The organism is Bordetella petrii (assembly GCF_000067205.1).
Lineage (GTDB): Bacteria > Pseudomonadota > Gammaproteobacteria > Burkholderiales > Burkholderiaceae_B > Bordetella_A > Bordetella_A petrii.
Genome location: NC_010170.1, coordinates 3,176,959 through 3,195,425 on the forward strand (window position 1 = coordinate 3,176,959; position 18,467 = coordinate 3,195,425).

The 18,467-nt window shown below is 67.0% G+C and carries 20 protein-coding genes; 8 read left to right on the forward strand and 12 right to left on the reverse strand.

Translation table 11 applies throughout. The features are described 5' to 3' along the window. Positions 1-9: 9 nt before the first annotated feature. Complete coding sequence (locus tag BPET_RS15340; RefSeq protein WP_012249933.1) at positions 10-1,200, reverse strand: efflux RND transporter periplasmic adaptor subunit; 1,191 nt, start codon at positions 1,198-1,200, stop codon at positions 10-12. Positions 1,201-1,424: 224 nt separating this feature from the next. Between BPET_RS15340 and BPET_RS15345 the strand changes: the two genes are divergently transcribed. Next, a complete protein-coding gene (locus BPET_RS15345; protein WP_012249934.1) occupies positions 1,425-2,354 on the forward strand; it encodes a LysR family transcriptional regulator in 930 nt (309 codons plus the stop codon). Positions 2,355-2,409: 55 nt separating this feature from the next. Here the strand turns inward: BPET_RS15345 and BPET_RS15350 are convergent, their stop codons facing one another. Next, positions 2,410-3,141 carry a pseudouridine synthase gene (locus BPET_RS15350; protein ID WP_012249935.1) on the reverse strand — a complete coding sequence of 244 codons (732 nt, stop codon included), beginning with the start codon at positions 3,139-3,141 and terminating at the stop codon, positions 2,410-2,412. Positions 3,142-3,246: 105 nt separating this feature from the next. Between BPET_RS15350 and BPET_RS15355 the strand changes: the two genes are divergently transcribed. Then, positions 3,247-3,813 (forward strand): chorismate--pyruvate lyase family protein, encoded by a 567-nt coding sequence (locus BPET_RS15355; protein ID WP_012249936.1) that lies wholly within the window; start codon positions 3,247-3,249, stop codon positions 3,811-3,813. A 34-nt stretch (positions 3,814-3,847) separates the two neighbouring features. Here BPET_RS15355 and BPET_RS15360 read toward each other — a convergent pair whose 3' ends face one another. Then, positions 3,848-4,384 (reverse strand): YaeQ family protein, encoded by a 537-nt coding sequence (locus tag BPET_RS15360; protein WP_012249937.1) that lies wholly within the window; start codon positions 4,382-4,384, stop codon positions 3,848-3,850. Positions 4,385-4,490: 106 nt separating this feature from the next. Between BPET_RS15360 and BPET_RS27340 the strand changes: the two genes are divergently transcribed. After that, positions 4,491-4,739 (forward strand): LysE family translocator, encoded by a 249-nt coding sequence (locus BPET_RS27340; protein ID WP_012249938.1) that lies wholly within the window; start codon positions 4,491-4,493, stop codon positions 4,737-4,739. A 45-nt stretch (positions 4,740-4,784) separates the two neighbouring features. Continuing rightward, positions 4,785-5,204 carry a LysE family translocator gene (locus tag BPET_RS27345; RefSeq protein WP_012249939.1) on the forward strand — a complete coding sequence of 140 codons (420 nt, stop codon included), beginning with the start codon at positions 4,785-4,787 and terminating at the stop codon, positions 5,202-5,204. Positions 5,205-5,268: 64 nt separating this feature from the next. On the opposite strand, the gene leuB is transcribed toward BPET_RS27345, so the two are convergent. The 7 genes from leuB to BPET_RS15400 form a co-directional block, all read right to left on the reverse strand. Then, complete coding sequence (gene leuB, locus BPET_RS15370) at positions 5,269-6,345, reverse strand: 3-isopropylmalate dehydrogenase (RefSeq protein ID WP_012249940.1); 1,077 nt, start codon at positions 6,343-6,345, stop codon at positions 5,269-5,271. Positions 6,346-6,384: 39 nt separating this feature from the next. Then, complete coding sequence (leuD, locus tag BPET_RS15375) at positions 6,385-7,035, reverse strand: 3-isopropylmalate dehydratase small subunit (protein ID WP_012249941.1); 651 nt, start codon at positions 7,033-7,035, stop codon at positions 6,385-6,387. Between the two features lie 11 nt (positions 7,036-7,046). Then, the gene (gene leuC, locus BPET_RS15380) at positions 7,047-8,450 is read right to left on the reverse strand and encodes a 3-isopropylmalate dehydratase large subunit (RefSeq protein ID WP_012249942.1); all 1,404 of its coding nucleotides are present in this window, start codon (positions 8,448-8,450) and stop codon (positions 7,047-7,049) included. 151 nt (positions 8,451-8,601) lie between these two features. Continuing rightward, entirely contained in the window at positions 8,602-9,444 is an 843-nt protein-coding gene (locus BPET_RS15385; RefSeq protein WP_012249943.1) for a M48 family metallopeptidase, read from the reverse strand. Between the two features lie 74 nt (positions 9,445-9,518). Next, positions 9,519-10,577 carry a chorismate synthase gene (aroC, locus tag BPET_RS15390; protein WP_012249944.1) on the reverse strand — a complete coding sequence of 353 codons (1,059 nt, stop codon included), beginning with the start codon at positions 10,575-10,577 and terminating at the stop codon, positions 9,519-9,521. 84 nt (positions 10,578-10,661) lie between these two features. Further along, complete coding sequence (locus BPET_RS15395) at positions 10,662-12,155, reverse strand: protein adenylyltransferase SelO (RefSeq protein ID WP_012249945.1); 1,494 nt, start codon at positions 12,153-12,155, stop codon at positions 10,662-10,664. Further along, positions 12,152-12,535 carry a DUF2069 domain-containing protein gene (locus BPET_RS15400; protein ID WP_012249946.1) on the reverse strand — a complete coding sequence of 128 codons (384 nt, stop codon included), beginning with the start codon at positions 12,533-12,535 and terminating at the stop codon, positions 12,152-12,154. The genes BPET_RS15395 and BPET_RS15400 overlap by 4 nt, the downstream gene beginning before the upstream one ends. A 17-nt stretch (positions 12,536-12,552) precedes the next feature. Between BPET_RS15400 and BPET_RS15405 the strand changes: the two genes are divergently transcribed. Next, positions 12,553-13,911 (forward strand): YihY family inner membrane protein, encoded by a 1,359-nt coding sequence (locus tag BPET_RS15405; protein WP_012249947.1) that lies wholly within the window; start codon positions 12,553-12,555, stop codon positions 13,909-13,911. Then, the gene (locus tag BPET_RS15410) at positions 13,905-14,363 is read left to right on the forward strand and encodes a CBS domain-containing protein (protein ID WP_012249948.1); all 459 of its coding nucleotides are present in this window, start codon (positions 13,905-13,907) and stop codon (positions 14,361-14,363) included. The genes BPET_RS15405 and BPET_RS15410 overlap by 7 nt, the downstream gene beginning before the upstream one ends. Before the next feature lie 33 nt (positions 14,364-14,396). Here BPET_RS15410 and dusA read toward each other — a convergent pair whose 3' ends face one another. Further along, positions 14,397-15,374 carry a tRNA dihydrouridine(20/20a) synthase DusA gene (gene dusA, locus BPET_RS15415; protein ID WP_041862963.1) on the reverse strand — a complete coding sequence of 326 codons (978 nt, stop codon included), beginning with the start codon at positions 15,372-15,374 and terminating at the stop codon, positions 14,397-14,399. Between the two features lie 199 nt (positions 15,375-15,573). On the opposite strand from dusA, the gene BPET_RS15420 reads away from it, so the two are divergent. Beyond that, entirely contained in the window at positions 15,574-16,542 is a 969-nt protein-coding gene (locus BPET_RS15420) for a homoserine kinase (RefSeq protein ID WP_012249950.1), read from the forward strand. Positions 16,543-16,598: 56 nt separating this feature from the next. Beyond that, positions 16,599-17,414, forward strand: a complete 816-nt coding sequence (locus BPET_RS15425; RefSeq protein WP_012249951.1) for a BPSS1780 family membrane protein — start codon at positions 16,599-16,601, stop codon at positions 17,412-17,414. Position 17,415: 1 nt separating this feature from the next. Here BPET_RS15425 and BPET_RS15430 read toward each other — a convergent pair whose 3' ends face one another. Then, a complete protein-coding gene (locus tag BPET_RS15430; RefSeq protein WP_012249952.1) occupies positions 17,416-18,303 on the reverse strand; it encodes a LysR family transcriptional regulator in 888 nt (295 codons plus the stop codon). Positions 18,304-18,467: the final 164 nt, after the last annotated feature.

An 18,467-nucleotide genomic window follows, 5' to 3' on the forward strand; every position in this document is an offset into this window, starting at 1 on the left:
GCGGGCTCCTTACCTGGCCGCGCCGGCGGCGGGCGCCTCGGCCGCAGCCGGGGCCTTGAACTCGGTGGCCGACACTTCCACGCCAGGGCGCACGTTCTGCAAACCCTGCACGATGACCTTGTCGCCCGCTTCCAGCCCGCCTGTCACCAGCCACTGGTCGCCGATGGCGCGATCGACTTTCAGCACGCGCAGCTCGACCTTGTTGTCGGCGTTGACCACCAGCGCGGTGGGCTGGCCGCGCTGGTCGCGGGTAATGCCGCGCTGCGGCGCCAGCAGGCCTTGCGGCACCATGCCTTCGATCACGCGGGCGCGCACGAACATGCCCGGCAGCAGCTTGTGGTCGGGATTGGGAAACACCGCGCGCAGCGTGACCGAGCCGGTGCCTTCGTCAACGGTGACTTCCGAGAACTGCAGCATGCCTTCCTGGCCGTATTGCGAGCCGTCGGCCAGGGTCAGCGACACCCGGGCGGCGTCCTTGCCGGCCTCGCGCCGCAGCAGGCCGCTTTCCAGCGCGCTTTTCAGGCGCAGCAGGTCGACGCTGGATTGGGTAACGTCGACGTAGATGGGGTCGATCTGCTGCACCGACGCCAGCGCCGCCGCCTGATTGGCCGTGACCAGCGCGCCTTCGGTAACCGACGAGCGGCCGATGATGCCGTCGATGGGCGACAGCACCTTGGTGTAGACCAGGTTGATGCGCGCGGTTTCGAGCGCGGCTTTGGCCGACTGCACATCGGCGGCGGCTTGGTCGCGGGACGCCACCGCGTCGTCGTAGGCCTGGCGGCTGACCGCGCGGCTCTCGGCCAGCGGCTTGTAGCGCTGCACCAGAAGGTTCGCCGTCTTCAGTTGCGCCTGGGCGCGCGCCAGGGCTGCCTTCTGGCTGTCGTAGCTGGCCTGGTACAGGGCGGGATCGATCTGGTAAAGCTGTTGCCCGGCCTGTACTTCACCGCCCTCGGTAAACAGGCGCTTCTTGACGATGCCGTTGACCTGCGGACGAACTTCGGCCACGCGATACGCCGCCGTACGGCCGGGCAATTCGGTGGTCAGCACGACCGGGCGGGTGGCCAGCGTCACTACGCCGACCTGCGGCTTGCCGGGGGCGGCTGCTTCCTGGCCCTTGCCGCAGCCGGCCAGCGCCAGGGCGACCCCGACCGCGGCCAACACCGCGGCGCCGCGCCGCGTTCCGTTGCTGTTGTTCTTCATATGATCCTTTCCGAGCAATGCAAAGCCGGCCGCGCCTTGTGCGGCGCCGCGCCGGCGGCTCTCTGTAATGAGTCACGCGCCCCGCGGCGCAGCATGCTGCACCGCGAAACTCGCAATTTTGCTTTATCCCAATTCAGAAACAAAGTAGCCGAAGATGAAAACATCATCCCATATATGGGATAATTACAGGCTTGGGCTATGGCCGTTTTTGCGGGGGCTGCGTCATGAAACGCCTGCAGGGCATGGAATTTTTCGTCGAGGTAGCCAAGACCTGCAATTTCGGCCGGGCGGCCGCCAACCTGGGCATGCCGAAATCGACCGTCTCGCGGCAGGTGGCCGAACTGGAGCGTTCGCTGGGATTGCAGTTGCTCAGCCGCACCACGCGCAAGGTCGAGCTCACCGAAGCCGGCAGGCTGTATTTCGAGCGCTGCCAGCGCATCGTGGCCGATGCGCAGATTGCCCACGAAGAACTGCAGAAGCTGGTGGAAATGCCCTCGGGGCCGCTGCGGGTGAACATGCCCGCCGACTTTGGCACGGATTTCCTGGCCGAGGCCTTTATGGAGTTTTCTCAACGCTATCCCGAAGTGACGTTCTACCTGGACCTGGCCAGCCCGGAACATGCCGGGCGGGTATTCCAGCGCTGCGATATATCGATCGAGATCGGCGCCCTGCCCGATTCGACCCAGATCGCCCGCTTGCTGGGCCGGCTTTCGGCATACCTGTACGCGTCGCCCGACTACCTGAAGCGCCACGGCACGCCGCAGCACCCCAGTGACCTGACCAGCCACGAATGCCTTGAGTTCCGCGCCGACAATGCCCGCGTCACGCGCTGGCCGCTGTCGCGCGGCGACGAACGCATCGAGGTCACGCCGGGTAACCGCTTTTCGGTCAATAGCGTGGCCATGGTGCGCAGTCTGGCCTCGCTGGGCGCCGGCATCGCCATTCTGGCGCCGGCGCAAAGCGTGCGCCAGGACGTCGAACAGCGACGCCTGCAGCGTGTACTACCCGAATGGCAGGCGGGGCCGTTTCCGGTATATGCCGTGACCGACACGCGGCTGCTGCCGGCCAAGACCCGGATATTCATCGAATTCCTGATGGAGCGGCTGCGCGACGGCAAGCTGGCGCCACAGGATAACTCGCCCTTGTTGATCTGATCTGGCGCTGGAAATAAACTGAAACAGCTAGTCTGTCTCCAGGGCTCGCGGCACGCTAGAAGCGCTCGTCGTCGCGCAGGTAACGCCACTGGCCCGGCGGCAGATCGCCCAGCTTGACCCGGCCGATGCGCACCCGCTTGAGCCCCACCACCTTCAGGCCCACCAATTCGCACATGCGGCGGATCTGCCGTTTCTTGCCTTCACGAAGCACGAAACAGAGTTGATCGGCATTCTGCCAACGCACCTGGGCGGGACGCAGCGGCTTGCCGTCGAGCGACAGGCCGTGGTTCAGCAAGGCCAACCCACCCGCATCGAGCCGGCCCTGCACGCGCACCAGGTATTCCTTGTCGACGCTGGAGTCTTCGCCAATCAGCTGGCGGGCGATGCGCCCGTCCTGGGTCAGCACCAGCAGGCCTTGCGAATCGATGTCGAGCCGGCCGGCCACGGCCAGGCCCTGCAGGTGCGCGCGCGTGAAGCGCAGCGGCGATCGGTCGCGGGCGTAGCGCGAACGCGCATCGACCAGCGCCGAGGCTGGGGTATAGCCTTTTTCGGCCTGGCCCGACACATACCCCACCGGCTTGTTGATCAGGATGGTCACCCGCGCGGTCTGGCGCGCCTGCGCGGCGCGCTCCAGGGTGATGACCTGGTCGGGAAAGGCGCGCGCGCCCAGTTCGGCCACCACCACGCCATCGACCTTGACCCAACCGCGCTCGATGTAGCTGTCAGCCTCGCGGCGCGAACACAGGCCGCGCTCGGCCATCAGTTTCGAGATTCGTATTTTTTCCATATGCCATCGTTGTCTGCCGTCCGGCGGCCATGCGGCCTGGCGGCTATTGCGCATTTTAGGCCCACGCGCCAGCGCCGTGCGCCAGCCTTGGCATAATAGGCACCCATGAAAGTTCCTGCTCCTCTGGCCCCCGGCTGGCTGTCCGCCGTTCCCCCTTCGTTGTCGCCCGCCCACAAATACTGGTTGATGCGCCCTGGTGCGTTGACGGCGGGTTTGCGCAAGCTCGGCAGCGTGCAGTTGCGCGTGCTGCGCGAATACGCCCAGGGCGCTCCGGTCGACGAAGCCCTGGGCATGGGCATCGTGCCGGCCAGCCCGGTGTGGGTGCGCGAGATCCTCATGTCTATCAACGGGGTAGATAGCGTCGTGGCGCGCAGCCTGACGCCGCTGGCGGCCTCGCACGGCATCTGGCAAGGCATGCGGCGGCTGCGCACGCGCCCGCTGGCCGATATGCTGTATCACGATCGCACCATCGAGCGCTCGGCGTTTGCCTGCCGGCGCCTGGCCTGGCCGGTGCCGTTCCACGCCACGGCGCGCGGCGTGCTGGCGCGGACCGATGCCGGCGCGCTATGGGCGCGCCGTTCGGCGTTCTGGCGCCACGGCCAGCCGCTGCTGGTGGCCGAATGTTTCCTGCCGGCGTTCTGGGCCGGTATCGAACGCCACCCGGCGCGCTAGCGCCAAGGCGCCCGCGCGACGCGAGCAGGCGGGTTCAGCGCCAGGCTTCTGGCTCGACGGTAACCTGCCCCAGGCCTGCCGACACATAGGCCGTGCCGTCCTGCACGTTCACGTGCAAATCCATGGTGCGCTCGGCCAGCAGGCCCAGCTCGCGGGTCTGGCCGGCCGGCAGGTTCACCACGCGCAGGTTGCGCGCCCGCGTCAACTTGCCGCGCACGCCTTCCCACCACACTGTGCTGGCATGGCCGCCGTAGCAGTACACCACCACCTGCGCGGCACGGCCGCAGGCCTTCAGAATGCGACGCTCGTCGGGCTGGCCGACTTCGATCCACAGATCGATGGCCCCGGTCAGGTCTTTCAGCCACAGGTCGGGCTCGTCGGTGTCGCTCAGGCCCTTGGTGAACGCCAGGCCTTCCTGCGCGTGCAGGGCATAAGCCAGCAGCCGCACCATCATGCGCTCGTCGGTTTCCGAGGGATGGCGCGCCACGGTCAGCCCATGGCTGCCGTAGTAGTGGCGATCGCCGTCGGCGACGTGCAGATCGGCTTTGTAGATGGTTGCGCGCAGGGCCATGAGAACGTCCAGCGGCGGCGGGCCGCAAAAAGCGGTAATGATACCCTTGGGTGCCCGCGTACGCGGCCGCGTACGGTATGCTGGCGCAACCACCCCGGAGACCGCCATGACGCCTACCGCCGCCCTGCTTGCCTTCTGTGTTGCCGCCGGCATCCTGACCCTGACACCGGGCCTGGATACCGCCCTGGTACTGCGCACCTCGGCCGTCGAAGGCGGCCGCCGCGCGTTGCTGGCCGGCCTGGGCATCTGCGCCGGCTGCCTGGCATGGGGCGTGGTGGTGGCGCTGGGCCTGGGATCGCTGCTGGCGGCCTCGCAAATGGCGTACGACATTCTGCGCATCTGCGGCGCTGTCTAATTGTTCTATCTGGGCGCCAGGCTGCTGTGGCGTACGCTGCGGCGCATGCCACCCGGAATGCAGGCGGACGCCGCCGCGCAGCCGGCGCCTGGCGAATCCGGGCAGACCACCCGCCCCGGCGCACATTACGTCCGGTCGCCGGAGAATCCGGCCGGAGTGTCGGGCACCGCCGCCCAGTGGTTCTGGCGCGGTTGCCTGACCAACGTGCTGAATCCCAAGGTGGGGGTGTTCTACGTGACCTTCCTGCCGCAGTTCATTCCCGCCGGCGTCAGTGTGCTGGGTTTCAGCCTGTTGCTGGCGGGGCTGCACGCCCTGATGGGCGTGCTGTGGTTCGCCGTGCTGGTGGCGGCCACCCGGCCGCTGGCGCGCTGGCTGCAGCGCCCCGCGGTCACGCGCGGGCTCGACGGCCTGACCGGCACGGTATTCCTGGCGTTCGGATTGAAGCTGGCGATGGAACGGCGCTGAATGCGCGGCCAGGCGTCAGGCGCCTGCGGCGCCTGACGCCTGAAGTTGCTTCACCGCGGCTTGCTCAGCCCAGCGCCTTCAGCACGGCGTCGCCCATCTGGCTGGTCGACACTTTGGTTGTGCCGGGCTCGTGGATGTCGGCGGTGCGCAGGCCTTCGGCCAGCACCGCGCGCACGGCCGCTTCGATGCGGTCCGCCTGCGGCGCGAGGTTCAGCGAATAGCGCAGCAGCATGGCGGCCGACAAAATAGTGGCCAGCGGGTTGGCGATGCCCTGGCCGGCGATGTCGGGCGCCGAGCCGTGGCTGGGTTCGTACAGCCCCTGCCCCGAGGCATTCAGCGACGCCGAGGGCAGCATGCCGATAGAGCCGGTCAGCATGGCCGCCTCGTCGGACAGGATGTCGCCGAACAGGTTGCCTGTGACGATCACGTCGAACTGGCGCGGATTGCGCACCAGCTGCATGGCGGCATTGTCGACATACATGTGCGACAGCTCCACGTCGGGATAGTCGCGCGCCACTTCGATGACGATATCGCGCCAGAACTGCGAGGTCTCCAGCACGTTGGCCTTGTCGACGCTGCACAGCTTCTTGCCGCGCTTGCGTGCCGATTCGAAGCCGATGCGCGCAATGCGGCGCACTTCGGAATCGGCGTAGCGCATGGTGTCGAAGCCTTCGCGTTCGCCGCTGAATGGACCGTCGGCCGCGTTGCGCACGCCGCGCGGCGTACCGAAGTAGATGTCGCCGGTAAGCTCGCGGATGATCAGGATATCCAGGCCAGACACGATCTCGGGCTTCAGCGACGAGGCGCTGGCCAGCTCGGGGTACAGAATGGCCGGGCGCAGGTTGGCGAACAGGCCCAGGGCCTTGCGCAGTCCCAGAATGGCTTGCTCGGGACGGAATTCGCGCGGCAGGCTGTCGTATTTCCAGTCGCCCACGGCGCCGAACAGCACGGCGTTCGAATTGCGCGCCAGGTCCAGCGTGGCGGGCGGCAGCGGATGCTCGAACTGGTCGTAGGCAGCGCCGCCCACCGGCGCTTGCTGGATCTGCAACGGCAAGTCCAGTGCGCCCAGGACGCGCACGGCCTGCTCAACGATCTCGGGCCCTATGCCGTCGCCGGGCAGCACTGCAATGTTATGCGTCATGAAAGAACCTATGAATGAATATCGAATACTTGAAACGGCTTACGCCACGGGCCGGCTTTCCAGCCACGGGTGGCGGGCCAGGCGCTCGGCCTCGAAGGCGCGGATCTTGTCGGACTGCCGCAGAGTCAGGCCAATGTCATCGAAACCGTTCAGCAGGCAGTACTTGCGGAACGGCTCGATGTCGAACTGCATCTCGCGGCCGTCGGCAGCCACTACCACCTGCCGTTCGAGGTCGATGCGCAGCTTGTAGCCGGCAAACGCCTTGACCTCATCGAACAGGCGCGCCACCTCGAGCTCGGACAGCACGATGGGCAGCAGGCCGTTCTTGAAACTGTTGTTGAAGAAAATATCGGCATACGACGGCGCGATGATGGCGCGAAAGCCGTACTGCGTCAGCGCCCACGGCGCGTGCTCGCGGCTGGACCCGCAGCCGAAGTTCTTGCGCGCCAGCAGCACCGACGCTCCCTGGTAGCGCGGCTGGTTCAGCACGAAATCGGGGTTCAGCGGACGCTTGCTGTTGTCCATGCCCGGCTCGCCGTGATCCAGGTAGCGCAGTTCGTCGAACAGGTTGGGGCCGAAGCCGGTGCGCTTGATCGACTTCAGGAATTGCTTGGGAATGATAAGGTCGGTGTCGACGTTCTCGCGGTCGAGCGGGGCCACCAGGCCTTCGTGAGTGGTAAATGCTTGCATGACGGTGACCTTTATCGGAAATTGCGGACGTCGACGAAATGGCCGGCCACGGCGGCCGCGGCGGCCATGGCCGGGCTGACCAGGTGCGTGCGCCCGCCCTGCCCCTGGCGGCCCTCGAAGTTGCGGTTCGAGGTCGAGGCGCAACGCTCTTCGGGCTCGAGGCGGTCGGCGTTCATGGCCAGGCACATCGAACAGCCGGGTTCGCGCCATTCGAAGCCCGCCTCGATGAAAATCTTGTCCAGCCCTTCGCGCTCGGCCTGCTGTTTGACCAGGCCCGAGCCCGGCACCACCATCGCCTGCCGCACATTGGAAGCCACGTGCTTGCCGCGCGCCACGGCGGCGGCGGCGCGCAGGTCTTCGATGCGCGAGTTGGTGCACGAGCCGATGAACACCCGGTCGATGCGGATGTCGGTCAGCGGCGTGTTGGGCTTCAGGCCCATGTACTGCAGCGCGCGCTCCATGCCGTTGCGGCGCACGTCGTCTTTCTCGCGGTCGGGATCGGGCACGCGCGCATCTACCGGCAGCACCATTTCGGGCGACGTGCCCCAGGTGACCTGCGGCTTGATGTCCTTGGCATTGATCTCGACCACGCGATCGAAGGCGGCGCCGGCATCGCTGTGCAGCGTACGCCAGTACGACACGGCCTGGTCCCACAGCACGCCGGTGGGCGAGAACGGGCGGCCCCGGAAATATTCGATGGTCTTGTCGTCCACCGCCACCATGCCCGAGCGCGCGCCCGCCTCGATGGCCATGTTGCAGACCGTCATGCGGCCTTCGACCGACAGGCTGCGGATGGTGCTGCCCGCGAACTCGATGGCATGGCCCGTGCCGCCGGCCGTGCCGATGATGCCGATAATGTGCAGCACCACGTCTTTGGCCGTACAGCCGAACGGCAGTTCGCCCTCGACCTTGATCAGCATGCTCTTGGCTTTTTTCATCAGCAGCGTCTGGGTGGCGAGCACGTGCTCGACCTCGGACGTGCCGATGCCGAAGGCCAGCGCGCCCAGCGCGCCGTGCGTGCTGGTGTGCGAATCGCCGCACACCACCGTCATGCCGGGCAGCGTGGCGCCCTGCTCGGGCCCGATGACGTGCACGATGCCTTGCCGCATATCAGCCATGCGGAATTCGGTGATGCCGTATTTGTCGCAGTTTTCGTCCAGCGTATCGACCTGCAGTTTCGAGACGGGGTCGTCGATGCCCTGGGCGCGGTTCAGCGTGGGCACGTTGTGGTCGGCCACCGCCAGGTTGGCGCTGATGCGCCAGGGTTTGCGGCCGGCCAGCTTCAGGCCTTCGAACGCCTGCGGGCTGGTGACTTCGTGCAGCAGGTGGCGGTCGATGTACAGCAGACAGGTGCCGTCGGATTCCTGGTGGACGACATGAGCGTCCCAGAGTTTGTCGTAAAGAGTTTGGGCCATGAGTAGACTCGCGCAATGTCCGGCCAGGCCGGACGGGACATCGAAAATCGATGCCCCGATTATGCCCACGCTCTGAACCTAGTACAACGGCAGCAGTTATCCTAGTATTGAGACCACCACCCTGCCCGGGCCGCCCCCGGCGGCGCGCGGCCTATTTGCTCTTGCCGGAGGCCTGTTCGTATAGCGGCATGACCCGTTGCGAAGCCGCCTGCAGGTCGGAAATGCGGGTGGCCGCCGACGGGTGGGTGGACATGAATTCGGGCGGCGCGTTGCCATTGTCGGCCGCCCCCATTTTCTGCCACAGGGTCACGGCGGCGCGCGGATCGTAGCCGGCCCGCGCGGCCAGTTCGACCCCCATCAGGTCAGCCTCGGTTTCGTGGGTGCGGCTGTTGGGCAGGGTAAACATGACGTCGGTGAGCTTGCTGCCCAGGTCGGTGGGCACGCCCGTGGCAATGGACAGCACCGACAGGCCCAGGTTGGTGACCATTTGCTGCGACACGCGCTCCCGCGCATGCTCGCGCAGGGCATGGGAGATTTCATGGCCCAGCACCGCCGCCAGCTCGGCGTCGGTGGGCTTGATCTGGTTCAGCAGCCCGGTGTAGACGGCGATCTTGCCGCCCGGCATGCACCACGCATTGACCTCGTTGAGCGACAGCACGTGCACTTCCCATTGCCAGTTGGCGGCATCGGGACGGAACGTGCCGACCTGGGCGATCAGGCGCTTGGAGATGGCGCGCACCCTTGCCACTTGACGGCTGTCGCGATCCAGCGCGCCTTGCGCGCGCGCCTTCTGGATGATGTCGGCATACTGCTGGCCGGCTTCCTGTTCGAGCGCCTGTTCGGGCACCATGCTCGACATGTACTGGGTTCGCTCGATGCCGATCGCCCCCGACTGCGTGGTGTTGACACTGGCGCATGCCGCCAGCGCCAGGCTGCCGGCGACCGCCGCCGCCCGTAGCGCCCCCCGCAATACCGTTCGAATTCCAGCGTTCATGAAGCCTCCTCGCATCGCAAACATTGTCGAACCGGCGCGGCGCGCCGCGAAAAAAGCGGGGCTCGCCAGCGAGCCTAGCCGCACTGCGCCCGATGGCGCAGGGCATGATCGATGAGCACCAGCGCCAGCATGGCCTCGGCGATGGGCGTGGCGCGAATGCCCACGCAGGGATCGTGGCGCCCCAAGGTCTGCACCATGACGGGCTCGCCCGCGCTGTTGACGGAGCGGCGCTCGACGCGGATGCTGGATGTGGGCTTGATGGCCAGCGATACCGTGACCGGCTGGCCGGTGGATATGCCCCCCAGCACGCCGCCCGCGTTGTTGCCGACAAAACCGTCGGGCGTGATTTCGTCGCCGTGTTCGGAGCCGCGCTGCGCGATGCAGCCGAAGCCCGCCCCGATGGATACGCCCTTGACCGCATTCAGGCCCATCATGACGTGGGCGATGTCGGCGTCCAGCCGGTCGTATAGCGGTTCGCCCCAACCCGCCGGCAGATTTTCGGCCACGACCTCGATACGCGCGCCGACCGAATCGCCATCGCGGCGCAACTGGTCCATGTAGGCCTCGAGCTCGGGCACGATGGCGGCATTGGGCGCATAAAACGGGTTGGCCGGCACATCGTCCCAGGACACGAACGGAATGGCGATGGGACCCAGCTGGCTCATGTAGCCGCGCACCCGCACCCCATGGTGTTCGGCCAGCCATTTCTTGGCAATGGCGCCGGCCGCCACGGTGGGCGCGGTCAGGCGGGCGGACGAACGGCCGCCGCCGCGCGGATCGCGCAGGCCATACTTGCGCGTGTAGGTGAAGTCGGCGTGGCCGGGCCGGAAAGTGTCGGCAATATTGGAATAGTCTTTGCTGCGCGCGTCGGTGTTGCGGATCAGCAGCGCGATGGGCGTGCCGGTGGTTACGCCCTGGTAGACGCCCGACAGGATCTCGACCTGGTCGGCCTCCTGGCGCTGCGTGACGTGGCGCGAAGTGCCCGGGCGGCGGCGGTCGAGTTCGGCCTGGATGTCGGCGGCGTCCAGCGCCAGTCCGGGCGGGCAGCCATCGACCACGCAGCCGATGGCCGGCCCGTGCGATTCGCCGAAATTAGTAACGCAGAAAAGAGTACCTAAGGTGTTGCCGGACATAGACAGGGCGGGAAAGGCGTTGGAAGCAAGCTCGATTATGACACCGACCGGCCCCCGCGCCGTTGCCGGACACGTAAGACGGCCTCAGGACGAGCAACTGACCTCGATGCCGCCTGCCCAGTCGGGCGGCAGCGCGGCGTAGGCGTCGCGGCCGGGTTGCTCGACGCAGGGGTCGCGCAGCAGGGCCAGCAGGGTGTCGATTTCTCCCGCGTCGCCCGCCTTGGCGGCCCGGATCGCCTGCTCGGCCAGGTGGTTGCGCAGCACATACAACGGGTTGACGGCGTCCATGCCGGCGGCGCGCGCCTGCGCGTCGTTGCCGGCTCCCTCCTGGGCATGGCGGGCCGCCAGGCGTTCGAACCAGGCCAGCGCGGCGTCGCGGTCGATGAACAGGTCCTGCAAGCCCTGCGGCCTCCCGCGCACCGCGTCGGCCAGCCGGCGGAACGTCAGGGTGAAATCGGCGCGGTTGTCGTGCATGAGCCGCAGCAGATCGTCGAGCAGGGGTTCGTCGTCGGCGCGCCACTCGCGCAGGCCCAGTTTGGCCGCCATGCGCTGGTGGAAGGCGCGGGTGAAGATGACTTCGTAACTGTCGAGCACGGCGCGCAAGGCTTCGACGTCGGGCACCAGCGCGTGCAGGCTGCCGCCCAGGCGATACAAGTTCCACAGGGCCACCGACGGCTGGCGGTTCCAGGCGTAGCGCCCCTCGCTGTCGGAATGGTTGCAGATATGGTCGAGCCGGAAGGCGTCCATGAACCCGTAGGGGCCGTAATCGAGCGTCAGCCCCAGAATCGACATGTTGTCGGTATTCATGACGCCGTGGCAGAACCCCACCGCCTGCCACCCGGCCATCAGCTCGGCGGTGCGGCGCGTGACTTCGGCCAGCATGCGCAGCAGGGCGCCGTCGGGGCCGGGCGCTTCGCCGGGCCGGGGTTCGCGGCACTCGGGGTAGAACTTGTCGATGACGTAGTCGGCCAGGATGCGCAGCTCGTCCGGTTGGCGGCGCGACGACCAGTGCTCGAACGAACCGAACCGCACGAAACTGGGCGACATGCGCGTCACGATGGCGGCCGTTTCTACCGTTTCGCGCATGACCGGGTCGTCGGACACCACCAGCGCCAGCGAACGCGTGGTGGGAATGCCCAGGCCGTGCATGGCCTCGCTGGCCAGGTATTCGCGCACCGAAGAGCGCAGCACCGCCCGGCCATCGCCCATGCGCGAATACGGGGTCATGCCGGCCCCTTTCAGCTGCAATTCCCAGTTGCCATCAGGGCCCGCCACCTCGCCCAGCAGGTGCGCGCGGCCGTCGCCCAGCTGGCCCGCCCAGACGCCGAACTGGTGGCCGCTATAGACCGCCGCCAGCGTCTGGCCTCCCGGCAGCGGCTGCTGGCCCGAGAACACGCGCAGGAATTCGTCGGACCGCAATGCGTCGGCAGACAGGCCGATCAGGGCGGCGGCCTGCTCGTTGGCATGCAGCAGGCGCGGCGCGGTCAGCGGCTGCGGCGCCAGCCGGGTGTAGAAGGCCGCCGGCAAGGCCGCGAAGGAATTGTCGACCCGCAATTGTGCAAGCGTGGCGGCGGTCATGGCGCGCTCCTGGGGCGGCGAGCGCGCGCGGCGCGCTTGGCGGGCCGCACATACAAAATGGCCGACAGGAAGAACACCACCGACAGCGCGATTTCCAGGCCGGCCAGCGCCGCCGACAGCGGCGCCGGGTCGGACATGGCGCGCACCACGCCTTCCATCAGGTACAGCAGCACCAGCATGGCGGCCCACTGGAAAGTGTAGAGGCTGCCGCGCAGAATGCCGCGCAGCGGAAACGCCAGCGGCAGCGCCTTCAGGAACAGCCACGAGCCACCCGGGCGGATCGGGGCCAGGAAGGTTTCCCAAGCGACGCACAACACGATGAGGGCCAGCAACGAGGCCGCAGCCAGACGCCGCAAACGGGGGTTGAGTTCAGGGTTCATACTGCTATTATCGCCTCATGAGCCATTCTGCCGGGCCCGGTGCCGCCCAGCCGGCAACGGCCGCCGCCCCTCGACAGCGCACGCCCTGGATCACCCGCGTGGGCCGGGTGTTCCGTTTCGCGGCGCAGCGCGCCGACGAAGAAAAGCTGCTGCAGGTCGCTTCCAGCCTCACTTTCACTACCGTGCTGGGCATTGTGCCCATGCTGGCGGTGGTGCTGTCGCTATTCACGGCCTTTCCTGTCTTCCAGGACTTCCGCCTGGCCCTCGAAGACTTCCTGGCAAACAGCCTGATGCCGCCGGCCGTGTCCGACAACATCATGGACTACCTCAACCAGTTCGCGTACCAGGCCTCGCGCCTGACCGCCATCGGCGGGGCGTTCCTGGTGGTCACGTCGCTGTTGCTCATCATGACCATCGACAAGACCTTCAACGACATCTGGCACGTCACGCGGCAGCGCCCCCTGCCCCAGCGCGCGCTGGTGTACTGGGCGGTGGTGACGCTGGGACCGGTGGTGGCTGGCGCCAGTTTGTGGGCGACATCGTTCCTGGCGCGCGAATCGTTGGGCCTGGTGCGCGACGTGCCCGAGATCGTCAGCCTGGCGATTTCGTTTTTGCCACTGATACTTACCGGGCTGGGCTTCGCCGCCTTGTTCGTGGTGGTGCCCAACCGCCATGTGTACTGGCGCGATGCCCTGGTCGGCGGGTTCGGCACGGCCATCGTGCTGGAACTGATGAAAGCGGCGTTCGCCTATTACCTGACGCGCTTTCCCACCTACACGGTCATCTACGGCGCATTCGCCACCTTGCCGATCTTCCTGCTGTGGATCTACCTGTCGTGGCTGGCGGTGCTGTTCGGCGCCACTGTGGCCGCCAGCGCGCCGCTGATCCGGCTGGGGCGCTGGGAAATCAACCGCAGCCCCGGCGCGCCCTTCATCGACGCCCTGGCAGTGCTGCGCGCACTGCACGCCGCCCAGGGCATGCGGCCCGCGGGGCGTAGCGCCAGCGCGCTGGCCAAGCGCCTGCACCTGCACCACGACGAATTGAATGCCGTGCTTGAAAAACTGGAAAACCTGGGGCTGGCGGCCCGCACCGCCGAACAGCGCTGGATACTGGCATGCGATCCGCGCAGCACGACGCTGGAGCCGGTTTTCGATAATTTCCTGCTCGACCGCCACCAGCCCCGCCTGCGCGACGATCCCCAGGTGGTCCAGGCTGCCGCGGCCGTGCTGGGCCAGGACGGCGGCCAGGCCCCCACGCTGGAAGAACTGGCCGGGCTGGCGCACAATACGCCCGTGGGACTCGCGGCGATCGTGCCGCTCGAGGCAGGGAAGAATAGTAGAAGGGGGCCGCACGCCCCGGGAGAATCATCATGCTGAAAGTCAGTGAAATCCTTCGCGTAAAGGGCGACACGCTCTATACAGCCTCGCCGGATATGCCGGTGGCCATGGCGGTCCAAACCATGAGCGAGCAGGATATCGGCTCGCTGGTCATCATGGAGTCGGGCATGCTGGCCGGCATGCTGACTTTCCGCGAAATCATCCGTCACCTGCACGACCACGACGGCCAGCTGGGGCAGACCACCATCCGCGCCATCATGGACGACGCCCCGGTCAGCGTGTCGCCCAACACCAGCGCCGACGAAGTGCAGCGGCTGATGCTCGAAAAGCACGCGCGCTACATCCCTGTCATGGACGGCCCCACCCTGATGGGCGTGATTTCGTTCTACGACATGGCGCAGGCCATCGTGGCAGCTCAGCAGTTCGAAAACAACATGCTCAAGGCTTACATTCGCGACTGGCCCATGGACGGCGACACCGCGAAATCCTGAGTGCCCCCCGGACGCGGCCTCGCCGCGTTCCGTTCAGCCTGCCGCGGGCAGGGCCTCGGCCGGCGCGTGGTCGCGCGGCGCGCCCTGCAGGCTGCGCCAGGCCTCGTAGATCAGCCCGGCATCGTTGGCCGCCAGGCGCGCCGGGTCGGACAACATGCGCCGCCAGCGGCGCGCCCCCGATTGCCCGTTCACCAGCCCCAGCAGCGGGCGCACGATCACCCGCAACGGCACGCCCTGGGCCACCTGCCCGGCGGCGTAGCGCACCATGGCATCCACCACCTGCGCATCAGTGGGCAGGCGCACCGAGGGCCATAGCTGCATTGACACCTCGGACAGCACGCGCGGCGTGTGCCAGGCCGCGCGGCCCAGCATGACGCCGTCGAATTCGCCCGCGGCGCCCACGGCCTGGGCCGCGTCGGCCAGGCCGCCGTTGAGCACGATGACGCTGTCGGGAAAGTCGGCCTTGAGCTGCCGCGCCACGTCATAGCGCAACGGCGGGATCTCGCGATTGTCTTTCGGCGACAGGCCCTTGAGCACGGCATTGCGGGCGTGCACGATGAACACGCGGCAACCGGTGGCGTGAATGGCCCCGACGAAATCGCGCACGAAACTGTACGATTCATCGTAATCCAGCCCCAGCCGATGCTTGATGGTGACGGGCAGGTCGACGGCATCTTGCATGGCTTTCATGCAGTCGGCCACCAGCGCGGGCTCGGCCATCAGGCATGCGCCAAAGGCGCCGCGCTGCACCCGCTCGGACGGGCAGCCGCAATTCAGGTTGATTTCGTCGTAGCCCCACTGGCGGCCCAGGCGCGCCGCATGCGCCAGCGCATCGGGCTCGCTGCCGCCCAACTGCAACGCCACGGGATGCTCGGCGGCGTCGAAGTCCAGATGGCGCCCGACATTGCCATGCAACAGCGCCCCAGTGGTGATCATCTCGGTGTACAGGCGCGCGCGCGGCGCCAGCAGCCGATGGAAATAGCGGCAGTGCCGGTCGGTCACGTCGATCATGGGGGCGACGCACAGCCGCCAGTCTGGGGAACTCAACATGGCTCGCAAACAGTAGAGAATCGCCCATTTTACGGCTGTGGGACCGGCGCCGCCCGCCATGGGGGCCGGGCCCGCCGCGCGCGTAGACTAAAATTGCCAGCGCCGCCCGGGCCGCGACGCCCGCGGCCATTGCCCGCCGTCCCAACTTACTCGCTGATCCATGGCCGTTTTCACCCCTGTTTCCGACGACGACGCCCGAACCCTGCTGGCGCATTTCGATCTGGGCGACCTGGTGTCGCTGCGCGGCATTACCGCCGGCATCGAAAACACCAATTACTTCCTGGCCACGACCCGCGGCGAGTACGTACTGACGCTGTTCGAAGTGCTGACCCAGGCGCAACTGCCCTTCTACATCGAGCTGATGCATCATCTGGCCTCGCGCGGCGTGCCCGTGCCGCAGCCCCAGACGCTGCGCGACGGCACCCGCCTGACCACCCTGCACGGCAAGCCCTGCGCCATCGTGACGCGCCTGCCGGGGGGCTACGAACCCGCGCCGGGTCCGGCTCACTGTGCGTTGGCTGGCGCCACGCTGGCGCGCGCCCACCTGGCCGCGCGCGATTTCCCGTTGCAGCAGCCCAACCTGCGCGGCCTGGCCTGGTGGACGGCCACCGCACCCAAGGTGCTGCCGTTTCTGGATGCCGCCCAGGCGCAACTACTGACCAGCGAGCTCGACGAACAGCAGCGCGTGGCCGCCACACCGCTGTGGCAGGCGCTGCCGTCCGGGCCGGCCCACTGCGACCTGTTCCGCGACAACGTGCTGTTTGCGGGCACCTTCGAAGATCCGCTGATGGGCGGCATTATCGATTTCTATTTCGCCGGCTGCGATACCTGGCTGTTCGACGTGGCGGTCAGCGTCAATGACTGGTGCATCGAGCGCGATAGCGGCGTATTCGTGCCCGCGCTGGCGCAGTCCTGGCTGCAGGCCTACGCGGCTGTGCGGCCATTCACCGCCGGCGAGCGCCAGGCCTGGCCGGCCATGCTGCGCGCGGCGGCGCTACGCTTCTGGCTTTCGCGCCTGTACGATTATTTCCTGCCACGTCCGGCGCAGACGCTCAAGCCGCATGATCCGCGCCATTTTGAAAGAGTGTTGCAAGCGCGCCACCGCGACGACCTGCCAGCCTTGCCCTAGGCGCCGTGGTCCGCATAATTGAGTGTAGCTACCTCTTACAACCCCGACGGAAACCTATGCAAGCAGCATCCCTACCCGCATCCTACGGTTGGCAATGGGTACGCGACGGCCTGCGGCTGTTCACGAAGCAGCCGCTGGCCGTCTTTACCTGGGCCCTGGCCATCAGCCTGCTGGTGCTGTTCGCGACCTTCACTCCGCCGGTGGGGCCGCTGCTGTTCGTGGCGCTGATGCCCGTGGTCACGCTGATGACGCTGTCGGCATGCAAGCACATCGAAGCCGGCCGCATCATGCTGCCGTCGATGTGGCCCCAACCGCTGATGCGGCCGGGCGTCTTCAAGAAGATGCTGATCCTCGGCGCCATGTATGCCGCGCTGTGCATAGCAGCCGGGCTGGTGTCGTTTGTGCCGTTCTCCAGCGCGCTCACCGAAGGCGTGCGGGCCGCGTCGGTCGAGCAAGACCTCGGCCCGTTCATTAGCGCCATGCGCGTGCCGCTGGCGCTGTTCGGCCTGCTGTACGTCATTATCGCCGCCCTCTTCTGGCATGCCCCCGTACTGATCGCCTGGCATGGGCTGCGCATCGGCCAGGCGCTGTTTTTCTCGGGCATCGCCTGTTGGCGCAATAAGTGGCCGTTCCTGGTCTACGGCACGGCCTGGATACTCGTATTCCTGTTCATCGACCTGTGCGCCGGCCTGCTGGTCAGCGCCGGCGTGCCCTCGCAACTGGCCGGCACGCTGCAGATTCCGTTCAACATCGCGGCCGGCGGGGTGCTGTACTGCAGCTTCTACCCCGCGTACACCTCGGTGTTCGGCATCGAAGACACGCACGCGCACCTCGACGACGGCTCCAGCGGCCAGCCGCAATCCCAGCCTTGAATCACAAGCCCGCGCTGTCGGGCGTCTGCGTGGGCACTTGCGGACGATGCAGGCCGGCCGCCACGGCGTGCAAACCCTGGCGCACCTGTTCCATGACCCCGCTGCGCTGCTGCGTGGCATACAGCGCGTAGGCCGAATACGAGAATTCAGGCGCGCCGGCCACGCGCCGCAGGCGGCCGCTGTCCAGGAACGGCCGCGCCGCGCCCACCCGGAAATAACCCGACCCTCCTACCGATAGCAGGTAGCCAAGCGCCAGGGGCCCCAGCGAAATCGACACGGGCGGACTGCTGAGCTCGGGGAACGCCGCGTTGTGATTGGCGGCGAATGCCTGGCCCCAATCGACCTGCACATACTGCTCTGGCAGCAGCGCCCCGCCGGGATCGGTGGTCACCAGGATAAGTTTTTCCTCGGCCAGCAATTCGGCCACCAGCCCCGGCCGCTCGGCCGGGCTGTACAGCACGGCCAGATCCAGCGACCCGTCCTGCACCCCCTGCAGCAGCCGCGCCGGGCTGTCCACGTCGGCGCGCAACGCCACCTGGGGGCAATGCGCGTGCATCCATACCATCCAATCGGCCAGCAGCGGATGCCACAGGCTGAGCTCGGCGCCGATGCTGATGCCGTCTTCACGTCCTGGCGGCAGCGCGACCTGTTGGCAGGCCCTTTCCCATACCTGCACCAACGTGCTGGCGTGGCGCGCAAAGCGTTCGCCCGCGGCGGTCAGCCGCGCGCCGGCCTTGTTGCGCACGAACAGGCGCCGCCCCAACTGGTCTTCCAGGGTGCGCACACGCGCGCTCACCGCGGTCTGGGTGATGTCGAGCCGCTCGGCGGCCGCCATGAAACTGCCGCTGTCCGCCACAGCTAGGAAGGTCTTGGCTAAATCGATATCCATCTTTGTTTATATCAATATTTTTGGTCTTATATTAAATAAAATTAGTTTGATTGCATTAAACATGCAGACAAAATCTAAGAGATGAACCACTGACGCATTGCGAAAGTGCAAGCACGGGCGCATAGGCACATGCCATCTATCGCGCCATCTATCGCGCCGCGCCT